This window comes from Pseudomonas sp. NFPP24 (assembly GCF_900112095.1).
Classification (GTDB): Bacteria; Pseudomonadota; Gammaproteobacteria; order Pseudomonadales; family Pseudomonadaceae; genus Aquipseudomonas; species Aquipseudomonas extremorientalis.
The window spans coordinates 17,729-43,118 of the sequence record NZ_FOKD01000018.1 but is presented as its reverse complement, the minus strand read 5'-3'; the positions used below and the strand labels follow the sequence as shown (position 1 = coordinate 43,118).

The window sequence follows — 25,390 nt, the reverse complement described above, 5'->3', positions numbered from 1 at the left end:
TGCCCCGCGAATTCAGGTCGGACTAGCAGGGTGTGGCGCAGCCCTTGCGGGCGTACCACCACCAGGTCACGACGATGCAGCTCAGGTAGAAACCGACAAACATGTAGAAGGCCATGGCCGGGCTGCCGGTGGCGGCCATGGAACTGCCGAAGGATTTAGGGATAAAGAACGCGCCGAACGCGCCCATGGCCGAGCTGAACCCCAGCACCGCAGCAGATTCCTTGCCGGCGTCCTTCAGGGCCTGTTCACGCACCGCAGCGGGTCTGCCGGCACTGGCCTTCTCGTGAACGGTGCGGAAGATCACCGGGATCATGCGGAAGGTGGAGCCGTTGCCGATGCCGGTGGTGATGAACAACAGCATGAACAGGCCGAGAAAGCCGTAGAAGCTGCCGCCCTGCCCGTTCTGCGGCAGAAAGTGCAGCACGCCGAACACCATCACGATCATCAGCACGAAATTCCACAGGGTCACCCGCGCACCGCCCAATTTGTCTGCCAGCCAGCCGCCGAGCGGGCGTACCAACGCGCCCACCAACGGGCCGAGGAAGGCGAATTTCAGCGCGACCACCTCGGGAAACGAGGTCTTGATCAGCAGCGGGAACGCCGCCGAAAAACCGATGAATGAACCGAAGGTCGCGAGGTACAACCAACACATCAGCCAGTTGTGCTTGCGTTTGAAGATCACCGCCTGGTCGCTGAACGACGCGCGGGCGCTGGACAGATCATTCATGCCGAACCACGCGGCCACGGTGACGGTGAGGATGAACGGCACCCAGATGAAACCGGCGTTCTGCAACCACAGCTGGCTGCCGTCGGCCAGGGTTTGCGGTTGCCCGCCCATCAGGCCGAACACCCCGAAGGTGATCACCAGCGGCACGCAGAACTGCATCACCGACACGCCCAGGTTACCCAGGCCGGCGTTCAAACCGAGGGCGGTGCCCTGCTGCGCCTTGGGGTAGAAAAAGCTGATGTTGGACATGCTCGAAGCGAAGTTGCCGCCGCCGAAACCGCAGAGCAACGCGATCAATACGAACACGCTGTACGGCGTGTCGGGGTCCTGCACCGCGAAGCCCATCCACAGCGACGGCAGCAGCAACGACGCGGTACTCAGGGCGGTCCAGCGGCGCCCGCCGAAGATCGGCACCATGAACGAGTAGAACACCCGCAACGTCGCGCCAGAGAGGCCCGGCAGTGCCGCCAGCCAGAACAGCTGGTCGGTGCTGAAGCTGAAGCCGATGGCGTTGAGGCGCACGATCACCGTGCTCCACACCATCCACACGGCAAAGGCCAGCAACAGCGCGGGGATCGAGATCCACAGGTTGCGGGTGGCGGTCTTCTTGCCGCTGGCGCCCCAGAACGCCGGGTCTTCGGGGCGCCAGTCATGGATCACCGGGCCCGAGGTGGGCTTTTGCGCAATGGACATGATCATTCTCCTTGGAGCGCGGGCTTGCCGAGCAGCGGTTGTTTGCGGATTTCGCTGAAGTACATCCAGGCCAGGGACACCCAGACCACGCCGTACATCAACATGAAGCAGGAAGAGCGCACGCCGGTGAGGTCCACCAGGGCGCCGAACATAATCGGCAGCACAAAGCCACCCAGACCACCGGCCAGGCCGACGATGCCGGACACCGCGCCCATGTTTTGCGGGTAGTCATTGGCGATGTACTTGAACACCGAGGCCTTGCCGAACGCGAAGGCGATGCCCATCACGAACAGCAGCACGGTGAACAGCGCAGGGGTGAGGCCGATGTGGAAATCCAGCGGGCCGTTGACGGTCATCACCTGCAACTGGGTCTGCGGGTAACTGAGCAGGAACAGGCACACCCAGCTCACCCACAGCACCCACCAGGTCACGCTCTGCGCGCCCCAGCGGTCGGACATCCAGCCACCCACCGCGCGCAGCACACCACCGGGCAGCGAGAAACACGCGGCCAGCAGCGCGGCGCTTTGCAGGCTGAAACCGTATTCCTGCACGTAGTACTTGGTCACCCACAGCGCCAGCGCCACATAGCCGCCGAACACAATCGAGTAGTACTGGCAGTAGCGCCACACGGCCGGGTCTTTGAGGCACAGCAACTGCTGGCGCAAGGTGGCGCCGCCGGCGCTGCGGTGGGCCTTGTTTTCGCTGGTGAGGAACCAGAACAGCAGCGCGGTGATAAACAGGATTGCGCTGAATACCTTGGGCACCAGGTGCCAGGTGCCGAGGGCGATCAGGCCGGGCGCGAGAAACTTGGTCACCGCCGCCCCCGCGTTGCCGGCGCCGAACACGCCCATGGCGAAGCCCTGGTTGTGCTTGTCGAACCATTTGGCGACGTAGGCGATGCCCACCGAAAACGAGCCGCCGGCCAGGCCGACAAACAGGCCCAGCACCAGGAACTGCCAGTAGGCGGTGGCGTAGGTGATCAGGTACAGCGGCAACACGCAGGCGAGCATCAGCAGGAAGAACACGATGCGCCCGCCGAAACGGTCGGTGAGCAGCCCCAGTGGCAGGCGTACCAGGGAGCCGGTCAATACCGGCGTAGCGGCCAGCAGGCCGAACTGGGTTTCGTTGAGTTGCAGCAGCTCCTTGATGGGCACGCCAAGCACGGCGAACATCATCCACACCATAAAGCAGACGGTGAAGGCCAGGGTGCTCATGCCCAGCACCAGGCCTTGTCTTATACGGGGTTGAGTCACGGTATGCGCTCCAGAAAGTGATTCCATGGGCGCAGGTTAGGGGCGGCACTTGGGTGGAACTTGACCCAGGTCAACGTCCGCCGGGTGGGTATGGGGCTATGCTCGCCGCGTCTACCTCCAAGGAGGTAGGCACCAGAACAAGAGAAAGCCTTTATTTATCAATGGATTGTTCTCTTGTGCCGGCTTTTGTCCGTGGGAGGGTTTGCCGGCAATTCTTTAGAGGTAGTGCGCCAGGGAAGGCCATTGACACCCCCCTTTCCCGCTCCAGGTGCGACCATGCTGCTCTGCCATCCACTCCGACTGCACCGTCATGCTTGACTGGCTGCGCAGCTCCCTGCCCGCCCGCGCCGGCCTGGCGGTGATCCTGATCGCGATCCTGGCCCTGGCCAGCTCCCTCAGCGCCGGGCTGATCGCCTGGTTCAGCCAGGGCGACGCCGCAGCGATCAACACCGCAGGCTCGGTGCGCATGGAGACCTACCACCTCAGCTGGAAGCTGGCGGCCGGCGCGCGCGCGGATGAGGTCGCCGAGGTCAGCCAGAGCCTGCAACGCCGGCTCGACAGCCCCTCGCTCAAGGCGGCGTTGGAAGACGGTCCGCAAAGCGCCCTGTTGCAGAGTTACCAGCAGATCCGCCAACGCTGGGACACCGAACTGCGCCCGGCGGTAATCCGCGGTGATGCCGACTTGTTCCAGGCCCGCGCGCCGGCGTTCGTCGAGCAACTGAACCAGTTCGTCAGCCTGTTGCAGCAACAGAGCGAACAGAAGCAGAGCTGGCAGCAAGGCATCCAGGGCCTGGCATTGTTCAGCACCTTGATCATCCTGCTGCTCGGTCTGTACGAGTTGCAGTACGGCGTGGTCAACCCGCTGGAAGAACTGGTGCACGCCACCCGGCGTTTTCGCGACGGCGACTTCAAGACCCGGGTCAACCACCGCTCCGAGGATGAACTGGGTCAACTGGCCCTGAGTTTCAACGCCATGGCCGAGACCATCGAGGCCTCCCATCGCACCCTGGAAACCCAGGTACAGCTCAAGACCCTCAACCTGCAACAAGCCAACGCCGCCCTCGAACTGCTCTACCAGAGCAGCCGCAGCCTGGCCACGCGCCTGGCCAACGCCGAGGGCCTGGATGAACTGATCCGGCGCTTCCAGAAACGCCTGCCGGGCCTGCGCCTGTCGCTGTGCCTGCAAGGTCACTTCCTTGCCCCGGCCCAGCAGATGCTGGCCCTGCACGGCGAGAACAGCCGCAACGTGTGCGCCATCGGCGACTGCGCCACCTGCCAGAAACACAAGGCCGCACCACCGCAGGTGTTCAGTATCAGTAACCAGGGCACGGAACTGGGCGAACTCAAGGCGCACTTCCTCGATGGCCACCCGCCCCAGGACTGGGAAAAACAACTGATCCAGGCCCTGGCCAACCTGATCGGCACCTCGCTGTCGCTCAAGCGCCAGCGCGAGCAGGACCACCGCCTGTTGCTGCTGGACGAGCGCACCATCATCGCCCGCGAACTGCACGACTCCCTGGCCCAGGCGCTGTCCTACATGAAGCTGCAAGTGAGCCGCATGCAAACCCTGATCCGCCGTGGCGAGCCGGTGGAAACCCTGGCCTCCGTCACCAGCGAACTGCGCGATGGCCTGAACAACGCCTACCGCCAACTGCGCGAATTGCTCACCACCTTCCGCCTGCAGATCCACGACGCCGGGCTGGTGCAGGAGCTGCAGGACACCGCCGAAGAATTCTCCCGACGCGGCGAATTCCAGGTGCACTTGCACGCGGACGCCCTGGCCTTCCAGCTGTCGGCCAGCGAGCAGATTCACATGCTGCAGATCACCCGCGAGGCGCTGTCCAACTGCCTGCGCCACGCCCATGCACAGAATGCCTGGCTGCAACTGCGCCAGGTCGGCGAAACCGTGAGCCTGAGCATCGAAGATGATGGCCGGGGCTTCTGCGGCGCCGTCGACCAGCGCGAACACCACGGCCTGACCATCATGGACGAACGCGCCCGCAGCCTGCACGGCCTGCTTGAGATCAGCCCACGCGAGCCCCAGGGCACCCGCGTGCAACTGCGTTTCCAGCCGGAATTCCTCGGCCACACCCTACAAGGCAGCACCTCATGAACGTCCCTCTTCGTCACCGGATCCTGCTGGTCGACGACCACCCGATGATGCGCCACGGCATGCGCCAGATCCTCGAACTGGAAGATGACCTGCACGTGGTCGGCGAGGCCGGCAACGGCCAGGAAGCCCTCGACCGGATCGCCAGCCTGCAACCGGACCTGGTGCTGCTGGACAACAACATGCCGCAGATGAACGGCCTGGAAACCCTGCGCCGCCTGCGGGCCATGGACTACGCGGGCAAGGTGTTGCTGTTTACCGTGTCCGACGCCGAAGACGATATTCGCGATGCGCTGCGCCTGGATGCCAATGGGTATCTGCTCAAGGACATGGAGCCGGAATTGGTGGTCGAGTTTATCCGTGATGCGTTGCATGGCGCTTTGGTGATCAGCCCTGGCTTGACCAGGGTCCTGGCCCAGGCGTTGCGCTCGCCGCAACCCCATGCGGCGGTGGAATTGACCGAGCGGGAGCGGCAGGTGTTGAAGACGATTGCCAGTGGCTACAGCAACAAGGTGATCGGGCATAAGTTGGGGATTACCGAGGGGACGGTGAAGGTGCATGTGAAGAATTTGCTGCATAAGCTGGGGTTGAGGTCGCGGGTGGAAGCGGCGGTTTGGGCGATGGAGCATTTGAGGCAGGTCGGGTGAGTTTTTTTGAGGTTGAGGGGTGTGAGTACATATCCGTTATTTAGGTAACGGCTGCTGACGGTTCCGCTCTTACAGCGGGTCACTTTTGGAAGAGCGCTGTATGGACCGGACACAGGGTTGACGGGGCGCCGAAGATCAAAAGCAAGAGCGACTCGCTGCGCATCGCAGATACGCTTTTTATGCTGTGTAACCCACACTTACTGTGGCGAGCGGGCTTGCCCCGCGTCGGGCTGCGAAGCAGCCCCCAAAAACAGTGAGGTCGCCGCGTTCATCCTGGTTTGGTTACTTTTCGGCTCTTTTCAAAAGTGATCCGCCGTAAGGGCGGAACCATAGGCGGCCGTTACCGAAGAAACGGATATGCCCACCGACATATGCCCACCGAGCCCCCCCAACGAGGCATACCCCAACCCCCAGGGCGCAGATGCCGTCAGGTCGCAAGCCCCCGCCCGGCCCGCTCCAGATTGCGCCACAACCAGGGCGGCAAGACCTCCGAGTCGAGGCTGTCGATCAGGTTCTTCAAACCCAACCCCAGCTCCGTGTCCCCTTCGATCACCAGGCGCCGCCGGAAGAACAACGTATCCGGGTCTTCCTGCCGACTGGCCAGCAATAGAAATTCGCGCCAATTGCCGCTGATGGTCACCTGGGCCTGCGCCTTCTGCGCAATCCGCAACCCGTCCCGCGTCAATGTCAGGTACCAGCACAAACCCAGGTCCGGAATCCGCAGGCACAGCCAGCGCCCGCGCAGCAGGTCAAAACCGCCGTCGCGCAGCGGCTCGGCCAGGCAGCGGTTGAGCCCCTGTTGCAACGCCAGGCGCTGCACTGCGAAAGGCACACGGCGAACCAGCGGCAATACCCGGTCAGCGCCCTTGAGCAACCATTGCTTGCGACTCAACACAACCCCACCTCCTCGACCCGTAACATGCCGGCCTGCCCATGCCAGTAACCGTTGCAGCCACTCACCACCAACGGCGGCGTGGCCCCCTGGCGCACCTCGTCGAAGGCACGCACCACCTCGGCCATGCCCTCGGCCCGTGGGCTCAGGCGCAACAGGTCGGCGCCACAGGCCACCAGACCGGGATAGTCCGCCAGCAAGTTGGTCACCTCGGCGGACATCGTCTGAATCCCATTCAAGGTAAACAGCGCCTGCCCCTCCTGGCTGGTCAACGCCATGCCATCCGGGTAATTGATGCAACAGAACTGACAGTCGTCCTTGGGCCGGTTTTCCGCACGGGCGCTGAAGCAGCGCGCCGAGTACGCCAGGGGCAAATGGCCGTAGGCGAAGATCTCCACCTCGGGCAGCGGCCGCCCCAGTTCGCGGACCTGCTCCAGCACATCGGCGATCAGCCCGTGGGAGCATTCCACCGGCGGCACCCAGCGTTGCATGCCTGCGTCGAGCAGTTGCACCAGAGCGTGGCCGTTGTAGAGGTTGAGCGCCGGGCCACCGACAAAGGGCACTTTGCGCTCGATTAGCAACTGCACGGCGCCCATGTCGTTGGCCTCCACCAGCAACTCGCCGTTGTCGCACAGGCGGCGCAGGCTGGAGAGTTCGGAGGCGGCTTCGATCAGGGTGAGGCTCGACAGCACGATCTGCGCCGGGCTGCACGCCTGCAACTCACGCCCCAGGCCCAGCCATTGATCCAGGTTCAGCGCGCGGCGTTTGGCGCACACGGTTTCCCCCAGGTAAATCACGTCCAGGGGCAAGGCGGCCATGTCGGCGTAGAAGCGCCCCAACTGTTCCTTGTCCCAATAAAACAGCACCGGTCCCAGGCTGAGTTTCATGTGTGTGTCCTCATTGCCATGCACGATGGTAAGCCCCCAGGGTGGTCTGGCTGCCTTCGGAAAGCCCGGCAAGCACCTGGCGCCATTGGTCCTGGACCGCGAAATGGGCCGGGCTGCTGCGATGGGCGTCGAGGGCGGCGCGCCATACGCGGGTAACTTGCTCCACATAGGCCGGGCTGCGTTGCCGGCCTTCGATCTTCACCGCTTCCACGCCGATGGCACTGAGTTCGGGCAACAGGTCCAGGGTGTCGAGGCTGGTGGGCTCTTCCAGCGCATGAAAGCGCTTGCCGCCCACCAGGAAGCGGCCCTTGCAGAGGGTCGGGTAGCCGGCGGGTTCGTCCGGGGTGTAGCGGTCGATCAGCACTTCGCTCAGGCGTGCGCTGAGGCCATCGGCGTCCTCGCTCCAGCGCACCGCCTTGGCCGGCGAACACACGCCGCACAGGTTGGGGGATTCGCCGGTGATGTAGGAGGACAGATGGCAACGCCCTTCGGCCATGATGCACAGGCTGCCAAAGCCGAACACCTCGATGGGCACCGTGCCGCTGGCCGCCACCTGCTTGACCTGGGCCAACGACAACACCCGAGGCAACACGGCGCGCCGGATGCCGTAGCGCTCCACATAGAATTTCAACGCCGCCGCATGGGTGGCCGAGCCCTGCACCGACAGGTGCAACGCCAGCTGTGGATGACGTTGCGCGGCGTAGCCGAGCACGCCGGGGTCGCCGGCGATCAGGGCGTCCACGCCATGGTCGGCGGCACGGTCCACGGCGCGTTGCCAGCGCGACCAGATTTTCGGTTGCGGGTAGGTGTTGACCGCCACGTAGAGCTTGCGCTGGTGCTGGCGGATATGGGCGACAGCAGCGTCGAACTGCTTGTCGTCCATGTTCAGCCCGGCGAAGTGCCGGGCATTGGTGTCATCGCGAAAACCCACGTACACCGCGTCGGCGCCTTGGCGTACAGCGGCTTTCAGCGCAGGCAGGTTGCCTGCCGGGCAGACCAGTTGCATGGTGGCTCCTTATTGAAAATCGGCAAACGACAGGAACGGCACGGCGGCACCCTTGAGCACCTGCTGCTCGCGCTCGACGATCACCAGGCCATCGGCCCAGCAGGCGGCGGCGAGCATCGCCGAGCTTTGCTGGGGGTGCAGGATGGCGCGCAGCTGCCCATCGCTGTCGGGGCTCAAGCGCGCACGCAGGTACTGGCGGCGCTTGTTGGGTTTGAGCCACTCGAAGGCCGCCGGCACGCTGACAGGCACCGGCAACACCCGCTCCACACCTTGGGCGCGCAGCAGGAACGGGCGCACCACGATCAGCGTGGTGACCAGCGCGGCGGTGGGGTTGCCCGGCAGGCCGATCCAGGGTTTGCCGGCCACTTGGCCGAACGCCAGGGGTTTGCCGGGCTGGATCGCCAGGCGCCAGAACTCGACCTTGCCCAGTGCCTGGATCGCCTGTTTGAGATGGTCCTCTTCACCCACCGACACGCCGCCGGTGGTCAGCAGCAGGTCGCACTCAGACGAGGCCAGCATCAACGCATCGCGGCTGGCCGCCAGGGCGTCGGCCATCACGCCGTAGTCGTGTACCTCCACGCCCCAGCCACGCAGCAACGCCGCCACAAGGTAGCGATTGCTGTTGTAGATCTGCCCCGGCGCCAGCGACTCGCCCGGCTCGCGCAGTTCATCGCCACTGCTGAGCAGGCACACGCGCAGTGGCCGGTAGACCTTGACCCGGGGAATGCCCGCCGCCGCCAGCAGGCCGAGCTCCTGGGCGCGCAGGCGTTTGCCGGTGCTCAGTACCCGTTGCCCGCGTTGCAGCTCTTCGCCGCGCTTGCGAACGTGTTCGCCCAGGCGCAACGGCGGGCACCAGATGCGCTGGCCATACACCCGGCAGCGTTCCTGCGGCACCACGCTATCGGCGCCCGGCGGCAGCGGCGCGCCGGTGAAGATGCGCACGGCTTGCCCGGGCTGCAACGGCACATCCGTGCTGTGCCCGGCGGCGATCCGCCCGACCACTTCCAGGTAGCCGCCCTGCTCCGGCACGTCAAACGCGCGCAGGGCGTAGCCGTCCATGGCGCTGTTGTCCCAACCCGGCAGGTCGCGGGGCGAGAACACCTCTTCGGCGGTCACCCGGCCCAGGGCCTGGGCCAACGCAAGCATTTCGGTGGCCGGTGGCGGCGGCGCCTGGGCCAGCAACTGCTCGATGGCCTCCTCTACCGGCAGCAGGTCGCCGCTGTCGCAGGTACTCATGAGCGTGCCTCACAGGCAGCGAGGCTCTGATCGAGTTGCGGCTTGAGGTGCGGCGCAAAATTGCACGGGCCGGTACGGCTGTCCAACTGGCCAACCAGGATCTGGTCCCAGGCAGTACGACAGGCCCCCGGCGAACCGGGCATGCAGCACACCAGCACGCCGTTGCTGAAACCGGCCAGGGCCCTGGATTGCAGGGTCGACATGCCGATTTCCGCCAGCGATACCTGGCGGAACAACTCGCCAAAGCCATCCACCTGTTTGTCCAGCAGCGGCAACACCGCCTGGGGCGTGTTGTCGCGCGCGGTGAAGCCGGTGCCGCCGGTCATCAGCACCACTTGCACCTGCGGGTCGGCGATCCATTGCGAGACGCGTGCGCGGATCTGGTAGATGTCATCCATCACGATGCCCCGGTCGATCAGCATGTGGCCGGCACGTTGCAGGCGGTCCACCAGCGTGTCCCCGGAGGTGTCGGTGTCGTAGGTGCGGGTGTCGCTGATGGTCAGCACCGCGATGTTCAGGGAAACGAAACTGCATTGGGTCAGATGGGCCATGATCCAGGCTCCAGGCGTTGAAAAGATGCGTCCAGCCTGCGCCGCATCGGGCGCAGGGCCTATTCCTCGAAGGAGGTATGCCGTCAGGGGGCCAGGCGCGTGCGCTGCCACCCGCTGTCATGCAGGCGGTAGTCGAGGCGGTCGTGCAAGCGGTCTGGCCGGCCTTGCCAGAACTCAATGCGCCGGGGTTGCAGGCAGTAGCCGCCCCAGTGCTCGGGCCGGGGCGGCTGGCGCCCGGCAAAACGCTCGGTGACCTCGCGCAGGCGCCCTTCCAACTCGCTGCGATGGGCCAGGGGCTGGCTCTGGGGCGAGGCCCAGCTGCCCAACTGGCTGGCGGCCGGGCGGGCATCGAAGTAGTCGTCCGACAGCTCGGCATCGGCCTTCACCACCGGGCCTTCGATACGCACCTGGCGCTCCAGGCCCGGCCAGAAGAACGTCATGGCGGCATGGGGGTTGTCCGCCAGTTCATGGCCCTTGGCGCTCTGGTAATTACCAAAAAAGAAAAACCCGTCGGCGCTGAAGCCCTTGAGCAGCAGGATGCGGCAGTGGGCATGCCCCTGGCCGTCCACCGTGGCCAGGGCCATGCTGTTGGCCTCGGCCGGCGGCACTTCGGTCTTGCGGGCCTGGTCCAGCCACTGGCCGAACAGCTCCAGCGGGTCGGCCTGCGGGCAGTCGTCGCGAAGGCCGTAGAGGGTGTAGTTGCGGCGCAATTGCGCAAGGGACAGGGGCATGGCGCGGTCCTCCAGAAAGTTCGCCACAGTGTGGGAACTGGCGCACCGTTATCCCTTGACCGCGATCAACAATCGGCCGCGGCATGACGCCGCATACCGCTTACCACAACGACTTGGCGATGATCACGATCAGCACCATGTGCGCGAGGATGCTGCGCCGAATCCACCGTGCACGCTTGGCGCTCAGGCGCTGTTTACCCAGCCAGTACGCCAGCAACAGGTAGTGCCCGATGATGCTCAGGGCCAGCAGGATTTTCAGGCTCAGCAGCCACGCAAAACGACTGTTCCACGGCACGCCCCAGTAGTGCCAGGCCAGCCCCAGGCCCGCGCCGTACAGCACGATGACCACCAGATGCAGCACCCGTCGCGAGCGCCGGGCAATCGCCTGGTCGCAGGTGAACTGCGCGGACCAGGCCAACTCCTCCCGGGCGCTGTGCCAGATCACCACTTCAAAAAACAGCGTGCCGATGAACGCGCTGGCCGCCAGCAGATGAACCATCAATAGCACTGAATACATGGATCTCTCCTAACCCGGATGCCCGTCGACACGCGCCTGCCACAGCATCGGCCCGTAGCGCCACAGGTACAGCCCCAGGCCGACGGACCAGCACAGCGCGGCCAGCCACAACGCCGCCACCGGCCACACCAGCACCAGCAGCACCCGGCACACACACGCCAGGTTCAGCAGCGCAAAGGCCAGGGTCATCCCCGAGGGCGGCTGCAATGGCCGGCCGGTATGGCCCAGGCTGACCCGCGCGATCATCGCCAGGATCAACCCGGCCATGGCGCCGATGGTCAAGGCGTGCACCGCCAGGCTCGGGTTGAGCGGCACGCCAAAATGCCACAGCGCCATGCCCAGGCACGCCAGCGCCAGCCAGGCATAGGCCAGGTGCAGGGACCACAGCAGCGGCACCCGCCACAGGCCGCGATCATGCCAACGCGCCAGGCGCAGCAGGTGGCCCACGCCCAGCAGCGCGAACAGCACACCGATCCAGGCCCGTGGCAACAAGGCCACCCCACCGGCATACAACAGCCCCACTAGAATCGAACCGCCCAACAGCAGGTGATCCAACCAGGGCCAGGGCTTGACCGCCGCGACCCGACCCAGGCCGCGCTGGGTGAAAAACGGGATCACCCGCCCGCCGATCAGCCCCATCATCGCCGCCACCAGCCAGAGGCCGGTCAACACCGCCTGGCGCTGCAGGCCCTGGTCATACAGTGACAAGCCATCGGCCACCGCCAGCAATACCAGCACCAGCACAATCGGATAATTGCGCGTCTGCCGCACCTGCCACAGCGTCCATCCCATCACGCCCGCCACAGCCAGCGGGAAGCTCAGTTCCAGCACCACCAGCAATGGCAGCGGGAGGTCGAGCAACCAGCCCACGCGCGCCGCCAGCCACAGCGCCGCCAGTGCGCCCAACGGTGCTCCGCTGAGTCCGGGACGACCGGTCCAGGTCTGCACCGCCGTCAGCAAGAAACCGGCGATGATCGCCAGGCCAAAGCCGAACAGCAGTTCATGCCGATGCCAGGCCAGCCAGCCGCCGGCCGGTTGCCAACTGCCGGTCATGCCGCCCAGGGCCAGCAGCCACAGCGGCACCGCCAGCGCGGCCAACAGGCAGGCACCGAGGAAAAACGGCCGGAAGGCCAGGCGAAACAGCGGGGTAATCGACATGGCCTTGCGTCGATCCAGTACGTGCATGGCAGGGCTCCTGAATTTATCACTGCGCCGATGGTGCGCCGGTGTGCGCATCTTGCCCTTGTCGCAGATCAAGCTGCGCCAAGGGCAACCGGATTAACCTCGGAGCAAGTTCGCCTTGCTCGGCACGCTGTGCGTGCGCCTGCACCAGCGGGTCAACAAGATCGAGTTTGCCGAGGGCACGTCCCGCTAGTGTCAGCCGAACAGACCCAGACCAATGCGGCTGCAATCACCGTGCACCGTGAAACCCTCATCGGTGCGACGCCACGGCGTACCTTGATGTGCATCAAGGGCTTTACCAGGTCAGGTAAAACATGCTCTTGGCCAACAGCACGATGGCGACCATATGCCCGAACAGGCTCAGATGGATAACCCGCAGGTAAGCCGCACTCACCCGGCCACGGCGCATGCGCAGCATCGTCAGCAGAAAGTGCAGCAGCACACTGGCGGCGAGGATCAGCTTGAGGGTCAACAGGGTGCCGAACGACGACGCGAACGGCGCGGCCAACACCGGCAGGTAACGCAAGCCGACCATGCCCAGCCCGGCGCCGAACAGCACCAGCAACACCCACGGCATCAGCGCCCGGGCACGCACACCGATGCCTTGCTCGACCTGCAGCATCACCCGCGCCGGCAATTGCCGATGCAGACCGCCCAGGATCAGCACTTCGAAAAACACCGTGCCGATGAAGATCAGCGCGGCGAACAGATGGGCCAGCAGAAACAGCAGGTAAAGCATGGTGGCCTCGCAGGTGGCGTCGAGGCGACAGTGTGGCGGCCTGGAGGCTTGCGCGCCTTGACGTCGGTCAAGCCCGTTACAGCCACGGGATGCTGTAGCTGACAATCAGCCGCGTCTCGTCCTTGTCCGCCGTGTCATTGCCGCGCAATACCGCACTGCGCCAGGTAAAGCCCAGCCCTTTCAAGGCACCGGTGGGGATCACGTAGTCCAGGCGCAGGTCGCGCTCCCATTCGCTGTTGTCGCGGCCGGCGGTGCGGATATGGCTGCCGTGAATGTAAGTCACACTGGAGCGCAACCCCGGTACGCCCAGGCTGGCAAAGTCATAGGCATAACTGCCCACCATGGCCTGTTCGCCGGCATTCACAAACTTGAGCGACTGGGAGTTGGTGATCAGGTAAAGCGAACGGCCCTGCCCCTGGTTGATGTGCGGGAAGTCACTTTGCCCGGTGGTTTTCTGGTAGCCCAGGCTCAGCGAATGCCCGCTCAAGCCATAGGTGAACAGTGCGCTCCACAAGCGGTTGTCGACCTTGCCTGTGGTGACGCCGGGCGCGTAGTAGCCCGAGCCGACATAACCTTCGCTCCGGCCCGACGCACTGCCGTTCTTACCGTCGGCGGTGCTGTAGAAATACCGCAGGTCGCTCTTGAGCTGCCCCACCGGCAGTTGCCAGTTGTGCACCAGGCCCAGGAAGTGCTGTTGGTAGAAGTTCTCCAGGCTGGCGTAGTAGTACTGCACCTGCAGTTGCTTGCTGACGGTGTAATCCACGCCGCCGTAGTAGAACTGGTGACTGGACTTGCCCTTGACCGGGTCATTGGCGCCGGCAATCGACAGGCCTTGGCCGTTGCTGGAATTGCGGTCCACGACCTGCTCGATCTTGCCCGCGATCAGGTTGATGTCCTTGAAGTCCCTGGACTCCACCTGATAGCCGCGGAAAGTCTGGGGCAACAGGCGCCCGTCTTCGGTGGTCAGCACCGGCAGCCTGGGCGTCAGGCTGCCGGCCTTGAGTTGGGTCTGGGCAATGCGCAGTTTGCCGGTGACGCCGGTCTTGCTGAAGTCATGGGCGGCCTTGCCATCGTCCAGCGGGAAGACGCTGCCGGGGGTGTTGTCGGCACCGGACTTGCCGGCCCGGCCGGAGGCGTCCAGGCGCAGGCCGTACCACTCTTGCAGGTCCAGACCCAAGCCGACCGTGCCTTCGGTGAAACCGGACTGGTAGTTGAACATAAAGGCCTGGCCCCATTCCTTGTCCGAGGCGGCCTTGGCGTTGCGGGTGTCCTGGTTGTAGTAGAAGTTGCGCAGGTCGAGGCTGGCTTTGCTGTCATCGATAAAACCCGATGCAGCCGCCTGCTGCGCAGCGCCGATGGAGACGGCGAGCGCCAGGCAAGTCTTGTGGTTCATGAAGGCTCCGAGAAGTGATTGAGGCGCCCCGTCGCAGCGCTGTTTTTGTTGTGCCAGGGGGGCTGCAGTCAACGGGAGCGCGCACGGTATAGCGTTGCGTGGCCGGGAAAAAGCCGGCAAAACCGCCAATCACTTTTTCAGTTTGGGTAACAATCCAGCGAATGGCGAGCGCGTGTCCAGCAGTGAGGTACGGATGAAGTGCAGGTAACTTTCCACCCGGCGCAAGGCCGAGGTCTCAAAGTGCGCTTCGAAAGGTTCGACGGTGTCCTGCACGCACTCGATTGCGTGTTCGACGCGTGCCAGTGCACGTTGCCACCGTGCATGCCCCGGCTGGGTGAACAGGCGTGCCAACGCCCGCCCCATGGCACGTAGCGCCTGGCGCCACGCGGTGGTTTCGGCGTAGCAGGCCAGCGCCGGCAACTGCGCCTGCTCACGGCGCAGTTCGATCAGGGCATGGCCGACGTCAAGCACCACGAACGTCCAGCGTAGCAGGCGGTGTTGCACCTGCGGCTGGCCGGCGGACAAGCCATGGGCCTGGTTAAGCAGGTCACGGGTGCCGCTTTCGAAACCCGAGCCCAGCGCCGGCAAGGGTGCGTGGAGGGCGAACACGACCCGCCGGCGCAGGTCCTGTTCCAACCGACGCCACAACCAGGGGCTGTTGGGCGGCAGAATGATCGCCCCTGCTGCCGCGCACACCAGCATGCCGAACACCATGGCGAGGTAGTCATTGATCAAGCCATAAGGGTTGTAGAGCGTGAGGTTGCCGGGCACCGAGCTGGTGCCGAAAAACACCAGCATGCCCAGACCGTAGCCCGCCCACTGTGGTTTGGCCAACCAAAACGACCCCAGCATGATCACCGGCGCAATCACTAGGCACAGTAACGGGAACCCATCGATCCGGGGATAGACGAAGAACACCTCGAAAATCCCGATGACCGCCGCCAACACTGTCCCACAGGCAATCTGGAACGACATGCGCCGGGGGTTGGGGGAGAACGCCGAGAGCCCCACCGTGAGCGCGGACACCAGGGTCATCGCCGCGCCACTGGGCCAGCTGGTAGCGATCCACAGCGCACACAACACCAACAGCACCACTGCGGCACGCAGGCCGGCGCCTACCGCTGCCAGCCAGTGGGTCTGTGGCTGAAAAGGCTCGGCCCAACGCTCACGCCGGTGGCTGTGATCGGTCAGGGAAGCATGGGTCTGGGCGTAGCTGTACAACTCGTCGACGAAGCGATAAAGCAACTCGCAGGCCGTGTGAAAATCCAGCAGGTCATCGGCGGGCGGATGCGCCTGCGCCAACTCGGCGCGCCGGTGGCGGACCTGGCCCGGCAGCCCGTGGATATAACGCTTCAGGCGTGTCGACAAATGTGCCGCATCCAGGTCTGTGAGTACCTGCCCGGCGAACGGTTCCAGCACATTGACCAGCGCCTTGAGTGTCGGGCCCACAGCTTCCAGCACCGCCGTGGCACCGCGCATCTGCACTCGGTCGAGCAACTGATGCAGGGCATTGAAACGCGTGGTGATGGCCATGAACTCGACGTTGAGCCGATCCAGCCGCCCCTTGCGTCGGCGCATGTAAGGGTCTTCGAACACACTGACGCTGCGCATCCCTTCCAGGCCCACAGCCTCGGCGATGAAGCGCAGGTTGGCGACCTCGAACGCCGCCTGGTCGTGGGTACTGCGCAGACCGCTCACGACAAATCCGGCGAAACGACCAAAGCGTTGGTACAGGGTATTGCGCATGGCGGCGCCCGCCGTGCTGGGCAGCAGCGTTGCGCTGATCGCGGTGGCGCACAGCACGCCCAGGGTGATCTCCAACACCCGCCACACCGCCGCCATGAACACCTGCTCCGGGTGCCCCACCACCGGCAAGCCGACCATCACCGCGGTATACCCCGCCAGCACCCACCCATAGGCGCGAAAATGACGATTGCGCGCCGCGCCATATGAGCACACGCCCACCCACGCGGCCAGCCCGGCCAGGAACAGCTCGGTGTTCTGGGCGAACAGCGCCATCAACAGCACCATGAACGACGACCCCACCAGCGTACCCATCACGCGGTAGACGCTTTTGGCCAGGACATGCCCGCTATAGGGCTGCATCACGATGAACACCGTGGTGATCGTCGTGCCGGGCTGCGGCAACTCCAGGCGCATCGACAGCCACAAGGCCAGGTACGAAGCGATCAACACCTTGAACAGGTAGACCCACATCACCCCGTCGGTGCGCGCCCATTCCAGGAAACCCCGGCGCCAGGGCAGTGCTCTGAGCCGGCGTGAAAAATCAGTGAGCGGTTGCACGAAACAGGGACTCCCGACAAGCTGGCTGGCACACAAGGCCGGCGACTTTAGGCGGTTGCGCCAGGGTCGGTAAGTCATCCAGAACGTGAATGACTGTTACGCGAAATACCACAATAAATAGCGTTTACAGCGGCCCGCGACTTCATGCCACACTGGAAAAATCCGTTATCCCTGGTAGCCATCGATGGACATTCTGCAGAACATGCGCATCTTCCGTTGCGTCGCCGAAGCCGGCAGTTTTACCGGCGCGGCGGCGCGGCTGAACACCAACACCACCCATGTATCCCGCTCCATTTCCAACCTGGAAGCCCACCTGCGCACGCGCCTGTTCAATCGCACCACACGCCGCATCGCCCTCACCGAATCGGGCCAACGCTACCTGGTGCGATGCGAGCAGATCCTGCATTCGATCGCAGAAGCGGAGGTAGAAGCCGGCGACGCCCATACCCGCCCCATCGGCCAGCTCAAGGTGCATTCGATGACCGGTATCGGCCAGCATTACGTGGTGGACGCCATCGCTCGTTATCGCCAGCACTACCCGGATGTGACCTTCAACCTGAGCATGAGCAACCGTACGCCGGACCTGGTGCACGAAGGCTTCGACGTATCGATCGTGCTGGCCATCGACCTGCCTGACTCCAGCCATGTGTCGCAGAAGCTCGGCAGCACCTACAGCATCGTTTGCGCATCACCGTCCTACGTAAAAAGCCACGGCATCGCACAGGTTCCCAAGGACCTGCTCGACCACGCTTGCCTGCGCCTGGTCAGCCCGGTGATCCCTCTCGAGGACTGGACCTTCGACGGCCCCAATGGCAAGGAAAACGTGATCATCAGCCACTCGCCCTTCCTGGTGGATTCGGTTGACGCGATGAAAACCGCCATCAGCAATGACATGGGCGTCGGCATCCTGCCCGTGCATGCGGCGATCAAGGGGCTGCGCAGCGGCAGCCTGGTGCGCGTACTGCCCGAGTACCGCCTGGAGGAGCTGAGCCTGTACGCCATCTACCCTTCCCGGCATTACCTGGACGCAAAAATCAAAACCTGGGTGGAGTACCTGCGCAGCTCCCTGCCGGAGGTGCTCGCCGACCATAAGGCTGTGCTGAAGACCCGCCCGTTGCTCAGCGCTGTTGAGTCATAACGACTACATCGGGTCATAGCGACTACAGGACGCCAGAGTCATAACGACAACAAAAATCGCAACCGACTGATTTTCATAACGTTATTCATTGGCATGATTTCTGACTCGGAAATGGGCAGGACAAATCGTCGAAACCCACAGAGAGATCACCATGAGCAATGAATTTAACCAGCGCCTCGCCGTCGTCACCGGTGCCAGTTCAGGCATCGGCCTGGCCGTGACCCAACGTTTGCTCGAACGCGGCGCGAAGGTGGTCGCGATGTCGCGCCAACTGGGCGGGCTTGGCGTGTTGGCCGAGCAGTTTGGCGAGCAGCTCAGGTGGCTGGCCGGGGATGTGACCGAGGCAGCCGACCTTGCGCGCCTGGCGCAGGTGGCGGCACCGATGGGGCCAGTGGATTTGCTGGTGCCGAATGCGGGCATTGCCCAACTGGCCGATGGCCTGGACCTGGCCGCCTTCGACCGGCAGTGGGCGGTCAATGGGGCCGGCGCGTTGAACACCTTGGGCAGCCTGCGCGGGCAGTTGGCGGCGCAGGCATCGGTGGTGTTCATCGGCACGTTCCTGGAGCAAGTGACCTTTCCCGGCCTGGCCGCCTACATTGCGTCCAAAGCCGCCCTGCGCGCCCAGGTGCGCACCCTTGCGGTGGAGCTGGCGCCCCACGGCATCCGCCTGAACATGGTATCTCCCGGCCCCACCGCCACGCCGATCTGGAGCACCCTGGGGCTCAATGACGAAGCCTTGGGCTCGGTGGCGAAGACCGTCAACGCCCGCCTGCTCAACGGGCAGTTCCTGGAGCCGGGCGCCGTGGCCGATGTGATCCTGTTCCAGCTGGGCCAGGGCGCACGCAGCGTGTTCGGCCAGGATTGGGTGGTGGACGGCGGTTATACCTTGCGCTGATCAGGCCAGTACAGGCACGGTCTTGGTCCCTCCAAATGCCAGGGCCTTCCAGCCGATCACCAACAGCGACAACCCGGCAAAGATCAGCCCGCAGCCAATCACCCCGCTGGTGCCGAAGGCATTGATGAACAGCCCGCCCACCGATGACCCGATCACCACCCCGGCATTCGCCGATGACACATACAGGCTGGTGGCGAACTCATGCGCCTCGGGTGCCGAAGACGTGAGCCAGACTTGCGTGACTACCAGGCCGCAGGTATGCGCCGCGCCCCAGAGCAACACGATCACACTCATCGACGCCCACGACAGGCTGCCAAAGGCATACAACACCAGGTATGCCGCCGCCAGTACCACCGGATACAGCACGGCCGTCACAACCAAATGCCGGCTGAGCGCGCGCCCCACCCATAGGTTACCGACGACGCCGCCGATGCCGAAGATCACCAGCATGACGCTGATAGTCCGGCCATCCATACCGACCTGGGTCTTGAGGTATTCGGCGGCGTAGCTGTACACCGAAAACATCGTGGTAAACACCAACACGGTAGCGAGGATCGCCAACCACACCGAGAGGCTGCGCAGCACCGCCAGTTGCTTGCCGAAGCTCAGGGGTGCCGAACGCGGGTGATCGGGCAGTTTGAGCCACAAGCCCAACGCCGCCACTGCCGTTGCCACGGCGCAAAAATAGAACGAGGCCTCATAGGAAAGACTCGCCCCCACCCACGTGGTCAGAGGCACGCCCAACACCAGCCCAAGCGTGGTGCCCACCACCGCCAGCGCTGTGGCATGGGCCGCTCGTTCGCGGGGGTACAGCGACACCGCCGTGGAAAACGCGGCGGCAAAAAATACCGGGTGGAGCATGGCCGGCACCACGCGCAGCGCCATCAGTGTCTCGAAGTTCGGCGCAAACGCCGACAACACACTGCTGATCGAGAACGCCACCAAGGCACCCACCAGGATTTTCTTGCGCACTACCCGCGAGGCCAGCAGCACCAGGAACGGCCCCAACACCGCCACTATCAGCGCAAACAAACCCATCAACCACCCGGCCTGGGATACGCTGATCGCAAACCGCTCGACGATCATCGGCAGGATGCCGACCACACCAAACTCCAGGGTATACAGGCCGAACAACCCCAGGATGATGTAGATCACGGGCCGACCTCGATCACGACTTTACCGAAGGCGCCGCGCTGCAAATGGGCGAAGGCCCGGGGCGCTTCGGCAAAGCGGTAGGTGTGGTCGATCACCGGTTCGAGGCTGTGTCGCTCCACCATGCGAACCAGGTCTTCAAGGGCACGCCGTGGCCCCACCGCTACACCGACGATGGCGGCGCGCTTGGCCAGCAGGCTCATCAGCGACGCGCTCAACTGGTCGCTCTCGAGCAGGCCGATCACTGAGACACGCCCACCGTTGCTCACCGCTTGCAGTGAACGCGCCAGGTTGTCGCCACCGGCCATTTCCAGCACGTGCTCGGCGCCGCGTCCGCCGGTCAGTTCCAGCACGGCGTGGTGCCAGTCCGGCACCCGGCCACGGTGGATGCCATGGGTGGCGCCCAGTTCGACGGCACGGGCGATTTTTTCATCGCTGCTGCTGGTGATGATCACACGGGCGCCATGGGCCGCCGCCAGTTGCACGGCAAACAGCGAGACGCCACCGGTGCCCTGCACCACCACAGTCTGGCCGGCATGCAAGTGACCGAGTTCGATCAGCGCCATCCAGGCCGTCAATGCCGCCACCGGCAAAGTGCTGGCCTGGGTGGCGTTCAACGAGCGCGGCGCGAGCACGCACCATTCGGCGGGGGTGGCCACGTACTCGGCAAGCATGCCGGGGATCGGGCCGCCTTGCGGTGGCGCGTCGGCCCAGGACAACGGCCTGCCGTCGACCCAGCCGGCGAAGAAACTCGACAGCACCTTATCGCCCACCTTGAACCGGCTCACACCCTCCCCCACTGCCACCACCGTGCCCGCCATGTCGGACGCCGGGGTGAAAGGGAATTGCAGGCTGGCGCCCATGCCGTTTTCCGCTACCTCGGCGTCACGGTAGTTGAGCGACACCGCCGCGACGCGCACCAGCACCTCCCCGGCCTTGGCCAGCGGTCGCGGCACACGGGCCAGGCGCAAGGTATGCAGGCCAAAGGTCGGGATTTCCCAGCGTTGCATCAAGTCAGTCATGTTCAGGTCTCTCGTGAGGGTTTTGCGCAAGGATAAGAACCTCGCTCCACGGGATTAAGTAGGGGGCGATTCCTGGGTCTGCGGAGCTTTCATTCCGCAATGCTGGCAATTGCGTTAGGGTATCGGGCAATTCCCGTCGGCAATCGGTGCATCAGATGGACAACCTCACGACCCTGAATGCCTTTGTGCAGGTCGCACACACTCACAGCTTTGTCGCCGCCGGGCGGGTGTTGGGGGTGACGGCGTCGGCGGTCGGCAAGAGCGTTGCGCGCCTGGAGGAGCGCCTGGGTGTGCGACTGTTCCACCGCAGTACGCGCAGCGTGACGCTGACTGCCGAGGGCGAGCTGTTTTTGCAGCGCAGCCGGCGCATCCTGCGGGAAATCGAGGAAGCCGAGGCGGAGTTGTCCCAAGTCAGCCAGGCGCCCCGTGGTCGCCTCAAGGTCAGCCTGCCGTTGGTGGGCCATCCGTTTTTGCCGGTGCTGGCCGACTTCAAGCAGGCCTACCCCGACGTCGAGCTGGACCTGAGCTTCACCGACCGCCGCGTGGATGTGGTTGAGGAAGGCTACGACGCGGTGTTGCGCAGCGGCGAGGCGCCGGACTCGCGCTTGAGTTCACGGCTGGTGGGGGATTATCGGATGATCGTCGTGGCGGCCCCCGCCTACCTCGAGCGTCACGGCACACCGCAGCGCTCCAGCGACCTGGCCCAGCACAGTTGTATCCTGTTCCGCTTCCCGAATACCGGCAAGTTGCAGCGTTGGCCGTTGCACGCACAAGGCGTCGAACTCGACCAGCACCTGCCGGCAGCGATGATCTGCAACAACCTCGAGGCCCGGGTATGTTTTGCACTGCACGGCATTGGTATCGCCTACCTGCCGGACTTCGCCATCCGCGAGGCCCTCGACAGCGGGCAATTGCTGCAGGTGCTGCCTGACTGCACCGAGCACGGCAGCTTCCGCATGATGTGGCCGTCGAGCCGGCACCCGTCGCCGAAGTTGCGGGTGTTTATCGACTTTCTCAAGGAACGCCTGTTTCCCTGATCAAGTACTGTCGAAGTGCTGCCGCGCCTGAGGATGACGGACGTTGTCACGTGGATCCGCCAACACCTCAGGGCACCGGCAACCATCGACTGAATTCACCCCGGCTGTTCAACGGGCACCAGGCGAAGTCCGTTTGCGCAGGGGGCAATGCCTGGCGTTCAACCATCGCGTACGGCGAGCCCTTCCAATCAAACAGCGTTGCGCCCTGCCAGGCCAGGACCACACCCCTGGCCTGGCTTTTATCCGTCTGCACCCAACGCGCGGCAGCCGCCGCCATGAACGCCTCGATGGGTTCGTCATCGATCTGCGCCCGATACTCCGAGCCCAGCAGCCAGCGGCAGACGTTCACGTGGTAGGTCCAATCCAGCGGCGGCCGGTGGCGATAGGCCCAGGTCATGAAGCTGCGAAACAGGTTCAGGCCCTCGGGCGGGTCCAGCTTGAGCAGCGCCGGGCAGATATCGAACAGGGTGTGCCAATACGGCAGCAGGCGAGCATCCAAGTGCACGAAACTGCGGGAATTGCTGGGGTATTCAGGCGGCGCCGGCTCCGCGTGCAGGCGGCGGGACGCCTTGCTGACCAGGCGGTTGGCGCCTGTGGGCAACAGGTGGTTCATGAAACGCACTCACAGTCATGACGATGGGACGCCTCCCGGTTTCAGGAGGCCCAAGGCAAACGTCAGAATGCAGGGGAAGCGCGGGGGTTGGCCGACGGCCAGGAATATCGTGGCGGCGCCTTGTTGCGCCGTTCATGGGCCGGACGCGGGGGGTGTCCCATGCCCAGCAGCCAGGCCAGGCCGACCAGAAACACCAGCGCAACGGTCAGTGCGTTGCAGACCGGGCAGGCAAAGTAGTTCGAGATGTTGCTGGAAGATGGGCTACCCAACCCTTTGTCGGAAAGTGGCGCCTGGTTGCCGCTCACCGAACAGAACGCCCCACCGATGCCATTGAGCGCCTGCCCCGTCATCTGCCCATGCCCCAAACCGCAGACGAACAGGTTCATGAGCACGCAGAAGTACAGGGCCCAGGCGATCAGCGAACGGTCGGGGTGGCTCGATTTCATGGCGGCGACTCTACCACCCGCGCCGCAAAAGGATGAAGCGCGACATGCCCCTGTGGCAGAACGTCGCAGATTACGTGCGCTTCCCAGGGTTGGTAGACTGGGCGCCCTCAAAGCCTGACGTATTGATCCAGAGCAATGCAGGCGCTTCACAGGATGCACAGTTGATGAGTACGTTATTCACCCGCCGCAAGGTGCTGACCGGTATGGGCCTGTTGGGCCTGGGCAGCCTGCTGGGCGGCTGTGACTACAGCCCCAAGCTGAACTTCAAGTACGGCAAGGACTTGAGCGACAAGATCATGGGCCGCACCTTCAAGCTCAAGAACACCGACGGCGAGACCGTCACCCTCAGCTCGTACCGTGGCCTGATGCCGGTGGTGTTCTTCGGTTTCACCCAGTGCCCGGCCGTGTGCCCGACCACCCTGGCGCGCGCCGCCCAGGCCAAGAAGCTGATGGGCCGCGACGGCGAAATCATGCAGGTGGTGTTCATCACCCTGGACCCGGAACGCGACACGCCCGAGATTCTCGACAAGTACGTCAAGGCCTTCGACCCCAGTTTCGAAGCGCTGTACGGCACCCCGGAAGAAATCGCCGTGGCCGCCAAGGAGTTCGGGATCTTCTATGAAAAGATCCCCGCCGGCGACACCTACACCCTGTCCCACACCGCCACCAGTTTCGTGTTCGACACCCGTGGCAACCTGCGCCTGGGCCTGCAGGCATCCCTTACCGCTAAAGAGTGCGCAGAAGACCTGCTCACCGTCATGGAGGTCTGCTAATGACTGCCGTTCAACACCTCAAGCGCACCCTTATCGGCATGACCCTGCTGGGCCTGGCCGCTCACGCCAGCGCCCAGGTACAAGTCACCGACGCCTGGGTACGTGCCACTGTGCCGGGCCAACCGTCCAGCGGCGCGTTCATGACCGTCACCGCCGACAGCGACAGCAAGTTGCTGAGCGTGGCCTCGCCGGTGGCCAAGGACGTGCAGATCCATGAAATGAGCATGAAGGACGACGTGATGCGCATGGGCCCGGTGAACTCGGTAGCCCTGCCGGCCGGCAAGGCCGTGACCCTCGACCCCGACGGTTACCACGTGATGCTGATGGGCCTGACCGGCCAGATCAAGGAAGGCGACCAGGTGCCGCTGACCCTGACGGTGCAGAACGCCAAGGGCGAAAAGCAGGCGATTGAAGTGAAGGCGCCGGTGCGTGGCCTGGATGGGATGGACCATAGCAAGATGGACCATGGCAAGATGCATTGAGACGTGCGCACCCGCCTCAATCCACGATAAATAGCCTTGCCCCGGCACTCGTCGAAGATCGATGCCCTTCCATGTCATTGCCCACCTGGTAACTCATCCCGGCCGTCAGCGTAAACTGACGGCCGTCTTCCAGTTCCGTGTGCAACTCGCCTTCCAGGCATAACAGCACATGCCCCCGCCAGCACCAATGGTCCGCCAGGTAGCCAGGCGTGTATTCGACCATCCGCACACGTGTTGTGCCGAAATGGCAGGTGCGCCACAGGGCATTGCCAGTGATGCCTGGGTGAATCACCGGTTCGACCGTGGACCAGTCGGTGGTGCCAAAAGGAACAGCAGTGAGATCCATGGCGAGCGCTCGCGTTGATTGATGTGACTTGAGGCTATTCACAAGACACGGTGGACGGTAGACACAGATCGACCCGTTTTATGAGATACGGGTATCCTGCCCGCAAAGAGCTCACGGACACGCCTATGCAGATCGACCCTGCCTACATCCTTCACGAAACCGAACACTGGCGGCTCAACCATCATCTGGCATCTGCGTTGCCCGGCTACCTGATGCTGGCGGCCAAGGCGCCGATCCACTCCCTGGCTGACATGCCGGAACCGGCGCTGGCCGAGTTGGGCGGGTTGCTCGCGAAGGTCCAGCGGGTAATGGAGGCGCAGCTGGAGCCGAAATGGCTGTACATCAGCCGGTATGGGCACATGCCGGGCTTCCCGCTGCACTTTCATTTCATCCCCGTGTATGACTGGGTAGAGGCGGCGTTTTGGCGTGATGAGCGTTATCGGGTGCTGCAGGGTTTTGGAACACAGGAACTGGCGCAAACATCGACCGATGGGGCTGAGTTGACGCTGTTTGTATGGCGTGAGTTTGGAGAACGCCTCACGCCACCGCAGGTCCAGGGAGACACGGTGCATCAAGTCATTGAGAGGCTGCGCGTAGCGTTTGCGGGTCAATGACGAG

General features: G+C 64.1%; 26 protein-coding genes. 8 read left to right on the top strand and 18 right to left on the bottom strand.

Annotated features, from left to right (window positions below; translation table 11 throughout):
* Window positions 1-22: 22 nt before the first annotated feature.
* Together BM026_RS27360 and BM026_RS27355 are read right to left on the bottom strand one after the other, a co-directional pair.
* Window positions 23-1,420 (bottom strand): NarK family nitrate/nitrite MFS transporter, encoded by a 1,398-nt coding sequence (locus tag BM026_RS27360; RefSeq protein WP_093530751.1) that lies wholly within the window; start codon window positions 1,418-1,420, stop codon window positions 23-25.
* A gap of 2 nt (window positions 1,421-1,422) precedes the next feature.
* Window positions 1,423-2,673 (bottom strand): MFS transporter, encoded by a 1,251-nt coding sequence (locus BM026_RS27355; RefSeq protein ID WP_081049362.1) that lies wholly within the window; start codon window positions 2,671-2,673, stop codon window positions 1,423-1,425.
* A 310-nt stretch (window positions 2,674-2,983) separates the two neighbouring features.
* Here BM026_RS27355 and BM026_RS27350 point away from each other — a divergent pair, with 310 nt between their 5' ends.
* Both BM026_RS27350 and narL read left to right on the top strand, forming a co-directional pair.
* Window positions 2,984-4,786 (top strand): HAMP domain-containing protein, encoded by a 1,803-nt coding sequence (locus BM026_RS27350; protein WP_093512644.1) that lies wholly within the window; start codon window positions 2,984-2,986, stop codon window positions 4,784-4,786.
* Window positions 4,783-5,430, top strand: a complete 648-nt coding sequence (gene narL / locus BM026_RS27345; protein WP_092245419.1) for a two-component system response regulator NarL — start codon at window positions 4,783-4,785, stop codon at window positions 5,428-5,430. The genes BM026_RS27350 and narL overlap by 4 nt, the downstream gene beginning before the upstream one ends.
* Window positions 5,431-5,857: 427 nt before the next feature.
* Here narL and BM026_RS27340 read toward each other — a convergent pair whose 3' ends face one another.
* The 11 genes from BM026_RS27340 to BM026_RS27290 form a co-directional block, all read right to left on the bottom strand.
* Window positions 5,858-6,325 (bottom strand): ubiquinone anaerobic biosynthesis accessory factor UbiT, encoded by a 468-nt coding sequence (locus BM026_RS27340; RefSeq protein ID WP_093530749.1) that lies wholly within the window; start codon window positions 6,323-6,325, stop codon window positions 5,858-5,860.
* Window positions 6,319-7,209 carry a U32 family peptidase gene (locus BM026_RS27335; RefSeq protein ID WP_092245413.1) on the bottom strand — a complete coding sequence of 297 codons (891 nt, stop codon included), beginning with the start codon at window positions 7,207-7,209 and terminating at the stop codon, window positions 6,319-6,321. The genes BM026_RS27340 and BM026_RS27335 overlap by 7 nt, the downstream gene beginning before the upstream one ends.
* A gap of 10 nt (window positions 7,210-7,219) precedes the next feature.
* Window positions 7,220-8,215 (bottom strand): ubiquinone anaerobic biosynthesis protein UbiU, encoded by a 996-nt coding sequence (locus BM026_RS27330; RefSeq protein ID WP_092245410.1) that lies wholly within the window; start codon window positions 8,213-8,215, stop codon window positions 7,220-7,222.
* Window positions 8,216-8,224: 9 nt separating this feature from the next.
* The gene (gene glp / locus BM026_RS27325) at window positions 8,225-9,451 is read right to left on the bottom strand and encodes a molybdopterin molybdotransferase MoeA (RefSeq protein ID WP_093530747.1); all 1,227 of its coding nucleotides are present in this window, start codon (window positions 9,449-9,451) and stop codon (window positions 8,225-8,227) included.
* A complete protein-coding gene (gene moaB, locus BM026_RS27320) occupies window positions 9,448-10,002 on the bottom strand; it encodes a molybdenum cofactor biosynthesis protein B (protein WP_093512647.1) in 555 nt (184 codons plus the stop codon). The genes glp and moaB overlap by 4 nt, the downstream gene beginning before the upstream one ends.
* An 83-nt stretch (window positions 10,003-10,085) precedes the next feature.
* Window positions 10,086-10,733, bottom strand: coding sequence for a pyridoxamine 5'-phosphate oxidase (pdxH, locus tag BM026_RS27315; RefSeq protein WP_092245401.1), 648 nt, complete (start codon window positions 10,731-10,733; stop codon window positions 10,086-10,088).
* A gap of 100 nt (window positions 10,734-10,833) precedes the next feature.
* Window positions 10,834-11,250 carry a hypothetical protein gene (locus BM026_RS27310; protein ID WP_092245398.1) on the bottom strand — a complete coding sequence of 139 codons (417 nt, stop codon included), beginning with the start codon at window positions 11,248-11,250 and terminating at the stop codon, window positions 10,834-10,836.
* Between the two features lie 9 nt (window positions 11,251-11,259).
* Entirely contained in the window at window positions 11,260-12,435 is a 1,176-nt protein-coding gene (locus tag BM026_RS27305) for an NnrS family protein (protein WP_093530746.1), read from the bottom strand.
* Window positions 12,436-12,727: 292 nt separating this feature from the next.
* The gene (locus BM026_RS27300) at window positions 12,728-13,171 is read right to left on the bottom strand and encodes a CopD family copper resistance protein (RefSeq protein ID WP_092245392.1); all 444 of its coding nucleotides are present in this window, start codon (window positions 13,169-13,171) and stop codon (window positions 12,728-12,730) included.
* A 76-nt stretch (window positions 13,172-13,247) separates the two neighbouring features.
* Window positions 13,248-14,564 carry an OprD family outer membrane porin gene (locus BM026_RS27295; RefSeq protein ID WP_092245389.1) on the bottom strand — a complete coding sequence of 439 codons (1,317 nt, stop codon included), beginning with the start codon at window positions 14,562-14,564 and terminating at the stop codon, window positions 13,248-13,250.
* Window positions 14,565-14,693: 129 nt separating this feature from the next.
* Window positions 14,694-16,868 carry an FUSC family protein gene (locus tag BM026_RS27290; protein ID WP_371914426.1) on the bottom strand — a complete coding sequence of 725 codons (2,175 nt, stop codon included), beginning with the start codon at window positions 16,866-16,868 and terminating at the stop codon, window positions 14,694-14,696.
* A gap of 184 nt (window positions 16,869-17,052) precedes the next feature.
* Here BM026_RS27290 and BM026_RS27285 point away from each other — a divergent pair, with 184 nt between their 5' ends.
* Complete coding sequence (locus BM026_RS27285) at window positions 17,053-18,006, top strand: LysR family transcriptional regulator (RefSeq protein ID WP_058423936.1); 954 nt, start codon at window positions 17,053-17,055, stop codon at window positions 18,004-18,006.
* Window positions 18,007-18,157: 151 nt separating this feature from the next.
* Window positions 18,158-18,901 (top strand): SDR family NAD(P)-dependent oxidoreductase, encoded by a 744-nt coding sequence (locus BM026_RS27280; protein WP_093123503.1) that lies wholly within the window; start codon window positions 18,158-18,160, stop codon window positions 18,899-18,901.
* On the opposite strand, the gene BM026_RS27275 is transcribed toward BM026_RS27280, so the two are convergent.
* Together BM026_RS27275 and BM026_RS27270 are read right to left on the bottom strand one after the other, a co-directional pair.
* Complete coding sequence (locus BM026_RS27275; RefSeq protein ID WP_093530742.1) at window positions 18,902-20,056, bottom strand: MFS transporter; 1,155 nt, start codon at window positions 20,054-20,056, stop codon at window positions 18,902-18,904.
* Window positions 20,053-21,075 carry a zinc-dependent alcohol dehydrogenase family protein gene (locus tag BM026_RS27270; protein WP_093512655.1) on the bottom strand — a complete coding sequence of 341 codons (1,023 nt, stop codon included), beginning with the start codon at window positions 21,073-21,075 and terminating at the stop codon, window positions 20,053-20,055. The genes BM026_RS27275 and BM026_RS27270 overlap by 4 nt, the downstream gene beginning before the upstream one ends.
* 155 nt (window positions 21,076-21,230) lie before the next feature.
* Between BM026_RS27270 and BM026_RS27265 the strand changes: the two genes are divergently transcribed.
* Window positions 21,231-22,112, top strand: coding sequence for a LysR substrate-binding domain-containing protein (locus BM026_RS27265; RefSeq protein WP_093530740.1), 882 nt, complete (start codon window positions 21,231-21,233; stop codon window positions 22,110-22,112).
* 67 nt (window positions 22,113-22,179) lie between these two features.
* Here BM026_RS27265 and BM026_RS27260 read toward each other — a convergent pair whose 3' ends face one another.
* Complete coding sequence (locus BM026_RS27260; RefSeq protein WP_093512659.1) at window positions 22,180-22,725, bottom strand: putative natural product biosynthesis protein; 546 nt, start codon at window positions 22,723-22,725, stop codon at window positions 22,180-22,182.
* Between the two features lie 62 nt (window positions 22,726-22,787).
* The gene (locus tag BM026_RS27255; protein WP_093512661.1) at window positions 22,788-23,171 is read right to left on the bottom strand and encodes a DUF2946 domain-containing protein; all 384 of its coding nucleotides are present in this window, start codon (window positions 23,169-23,171) and stop codon (window positions 22,788-22,790) included.
* A 164-nt stretch (window positions 23,172-23,335) separates the two neighbouring features.
* Here BM026_RS27255 and BM026_RS27250 point away from each other — a divergent pair, with 164 nt between their 5' ends.
* Complete coding sequence (locus BM026_RS27250) at window positions 23,336-23,944, top strand: SCO family protein (RefSeq protein WP_034106413.1); 609 nt, start codon at window positions 23,336-23,338, stop codon at window positions 23,942-23,944.
* On the top strand, window positions 23,944-24,426 hold the full coding sequence (locus BM026_RS27245) for a copper chaperone PCu(A)C (protein WP_093512663.1): 483 nt from the start codon (window positions 23,944-23,946) through the stop codon (window positions 24,424-24,426). The genes BM026_RS27250 and BM026_RS27245 overlap by 1 nt, the downstream gene beginning before the upstream one ends.
* Window positions 24,427-24,442: 16 nt before the next feature.
* Here the strand turns inward: BM026_RS27245 and BM026_RS27240 are convergent, their stop codons facing one another.
* Window positions 24,443-24,772, bottom strand: coding sequence for a DHCW motif cupin fold protein (locus tag BM026_RS27240; protein ID WP_092245360.1), 330 nt, complete (start codon window positions 24,770-24,772; stop codon window positions 24,443-24,445).
* A gap of 125 nt (window positions 24,773-24,897) precedes the next feature.
* Here BM026_RS27240 and BM026_RS27235 point away from each other — a divergent pair, with 125 nt between their 5' ends.
* The gene (locus BM026_RS27235) at window positions 24,898-25,386 is read left to right on the top strand and encodes an HIT family protein (protein WP_093123535.1); all 489 of its coding nucleotides are present in this window, start codon (window positions 24,898-24,900) and stop codon (window positions 25,384-25,386) included.
* Window positions 25,387-25,390 lie beyond the last annotated feature (4 nt).

What these genes read in the sequence shown, in the direction of transcription:
- BM026_RS27360 (WP_093530751.1), bottom strand. Translation starts at nt 1,420, where the DNA reads ATGTCCATTGCGCAAAAGCCCACCTCGGGCCCGGTGATCCATGACTGG.
- BM026_RS27350 (WP_093512644.1), top strand. Translation starts at nt 2,984, where the DNA reads ATGCTTGACTGGCTGCGCAGCTCCCTGCCCGCCCGCGCCGGCCTGGCG.
- narL (WP_092245419.1), top strand. Translation starts at nt 4,783, where the DNA reads ATGAACGTCCCTCTTCGTCACCGGATCCTGCTGGTCGACGACCACCCG.
- BM026_RS27335 (WP_092245413.1), bottom strand. Translation starts at nt 7,209, where the DNA reads ATGAAACTCAGCCTGGGACCGGTGCTGTTTTATTGGGACAAGGAACAG.
- BM026_RS27330 (WP_092245410.1), bottom strand. Translation starts at nt 8,215, where the DNA reads ATGCAACTGGTCTGCCCGGCAGGCAACCTGCCTGCGCTGAAAGCCGCT.
- glp (WP_093530747.1), bottom strand. Translation starts at nt 9,451, where the DNA reads ATGAGTACCTGCGACAGCGGCGACCTGCTGCCGGTAGAGGAGGCCATC.
- moaB (WP_093512647.1), bottom strand. Translation starts at nt 10,002, where the DNA reads ATGGCCCATCTGACCCAATGCAGTTTCGTTTCCCTGAACATCGCGGTG.
- pdxH (WP_092245401.1), bottom strand. Translation starts at nt 10,733, where the DNA reads ATGCCCCTGTCCCTTGCGCAATTGCGCCGCAACTACACCCTCTACGGC.
- BM026_RS27310 (WP_092245398.1), bottom strand. Translation starts at nt 11,250, where the DNA reads ATGTATTCAGTGCTATTGATGGTTCATCTGCTGGCGGCCAGCGCGTTC.
- BM026_RS27305 (WP_093530746.1), bottom strand. Translation starts at nt 12,435, where the DNA reads ATGCACGTACTGGATCGACGCAAGGCCATGTCGATTACCCCGCTGTTT.
- BM026_RS27300 (WP_092245392.1), bottom strand. Translation starts at nt 13,171, where the DNA reads ATGCTTTACCTGCTGTTTCTGCTGGCCCATCTGTTCGCCGCGCTGATC.
- BM026_RS27295 (WP_092245389.1), bottom strand. Translation starts at nt 14,564, where the DNA reads ATGAACCACAAGACTTGCCTGGCGCTCGCCGTCTCCATCGGCGCTGCG.
- BM026_RS27285 (WP_058423936.1), top strand. Translation starts at nt 17,053, where the DNA reads ATGGACATTCTGCAGAACATGCGCATCTTCCGTTGCGTCGCCGAAGCC.
- BM026_RS27280 (WP_093123503.1), top strand. Translation starts at nt 18,158, where the DNA reads ATGAGCAATGAATTTAACCAGCGCCTCGCCGTCGTCACCGGTGCCAGT.
- BM026_RS27270 (WP_093512655.1), bottom strand. Translation starts at nt 21,075, where the DNA reads ATGACTGACTTGATGCAACGCTGGGAAATCCCGACCTTTGGCCTGCAT.
- BM026_RS27265 (WP_093530740.1), top strand. Translation starts at nt 21,231, where the DNA reads ATGGACAACCTCACGACCCTGAATGCCTTTGTGCAGGTCGCACACACT.
- BM026_RS27260 (WP_093512659.1), bottom strand. Translation starts at nt 22,725, where the DNA reads ATGAACCACCTGTTGCCCACAGGCGCCAACCGCCTGGTCAGCAAGGCG.
- BM026_RS27255 (WP_093512661.1), bottom strand. Translation starts at nt 23,171, where the DNA reads ATGAAATCGAGCCACCCCGACCGTTCGCTGATCGCCTGGGCCCTGTAC.
- BM026_RS27250 (WP_034106413.1), top strand. Translation starts at nt 23,336, where the DNA reads ATGAGTACGTTATTCACCCGCCGCAAGGTGCTGACCGGTATGGGCCTG.
- BM026_RS27245 (WP_093512663.1), top strand. Translation starts at nt 23,944, where the DNA reads ATGACTGCCGTTCAACACCTCAAGCGCACCCTTATCGGCATGACCCTG.
- BM026_RS27240 (WP_092245360.1), bottom strand. Translation starts at nt 24,772, where the DNA reads ATGGATCTCACTGCTGTTCCTTTTGGCACCACCGACTGGTCCACGGTC.
- BM026_RS27235 (WP_093123535.1), top strand. Translation starts at nt 24,898, where the DNA reads ATGCAGATCGACCCTGCCTACATCCTTCACGAAACCGAACACTGGCGG.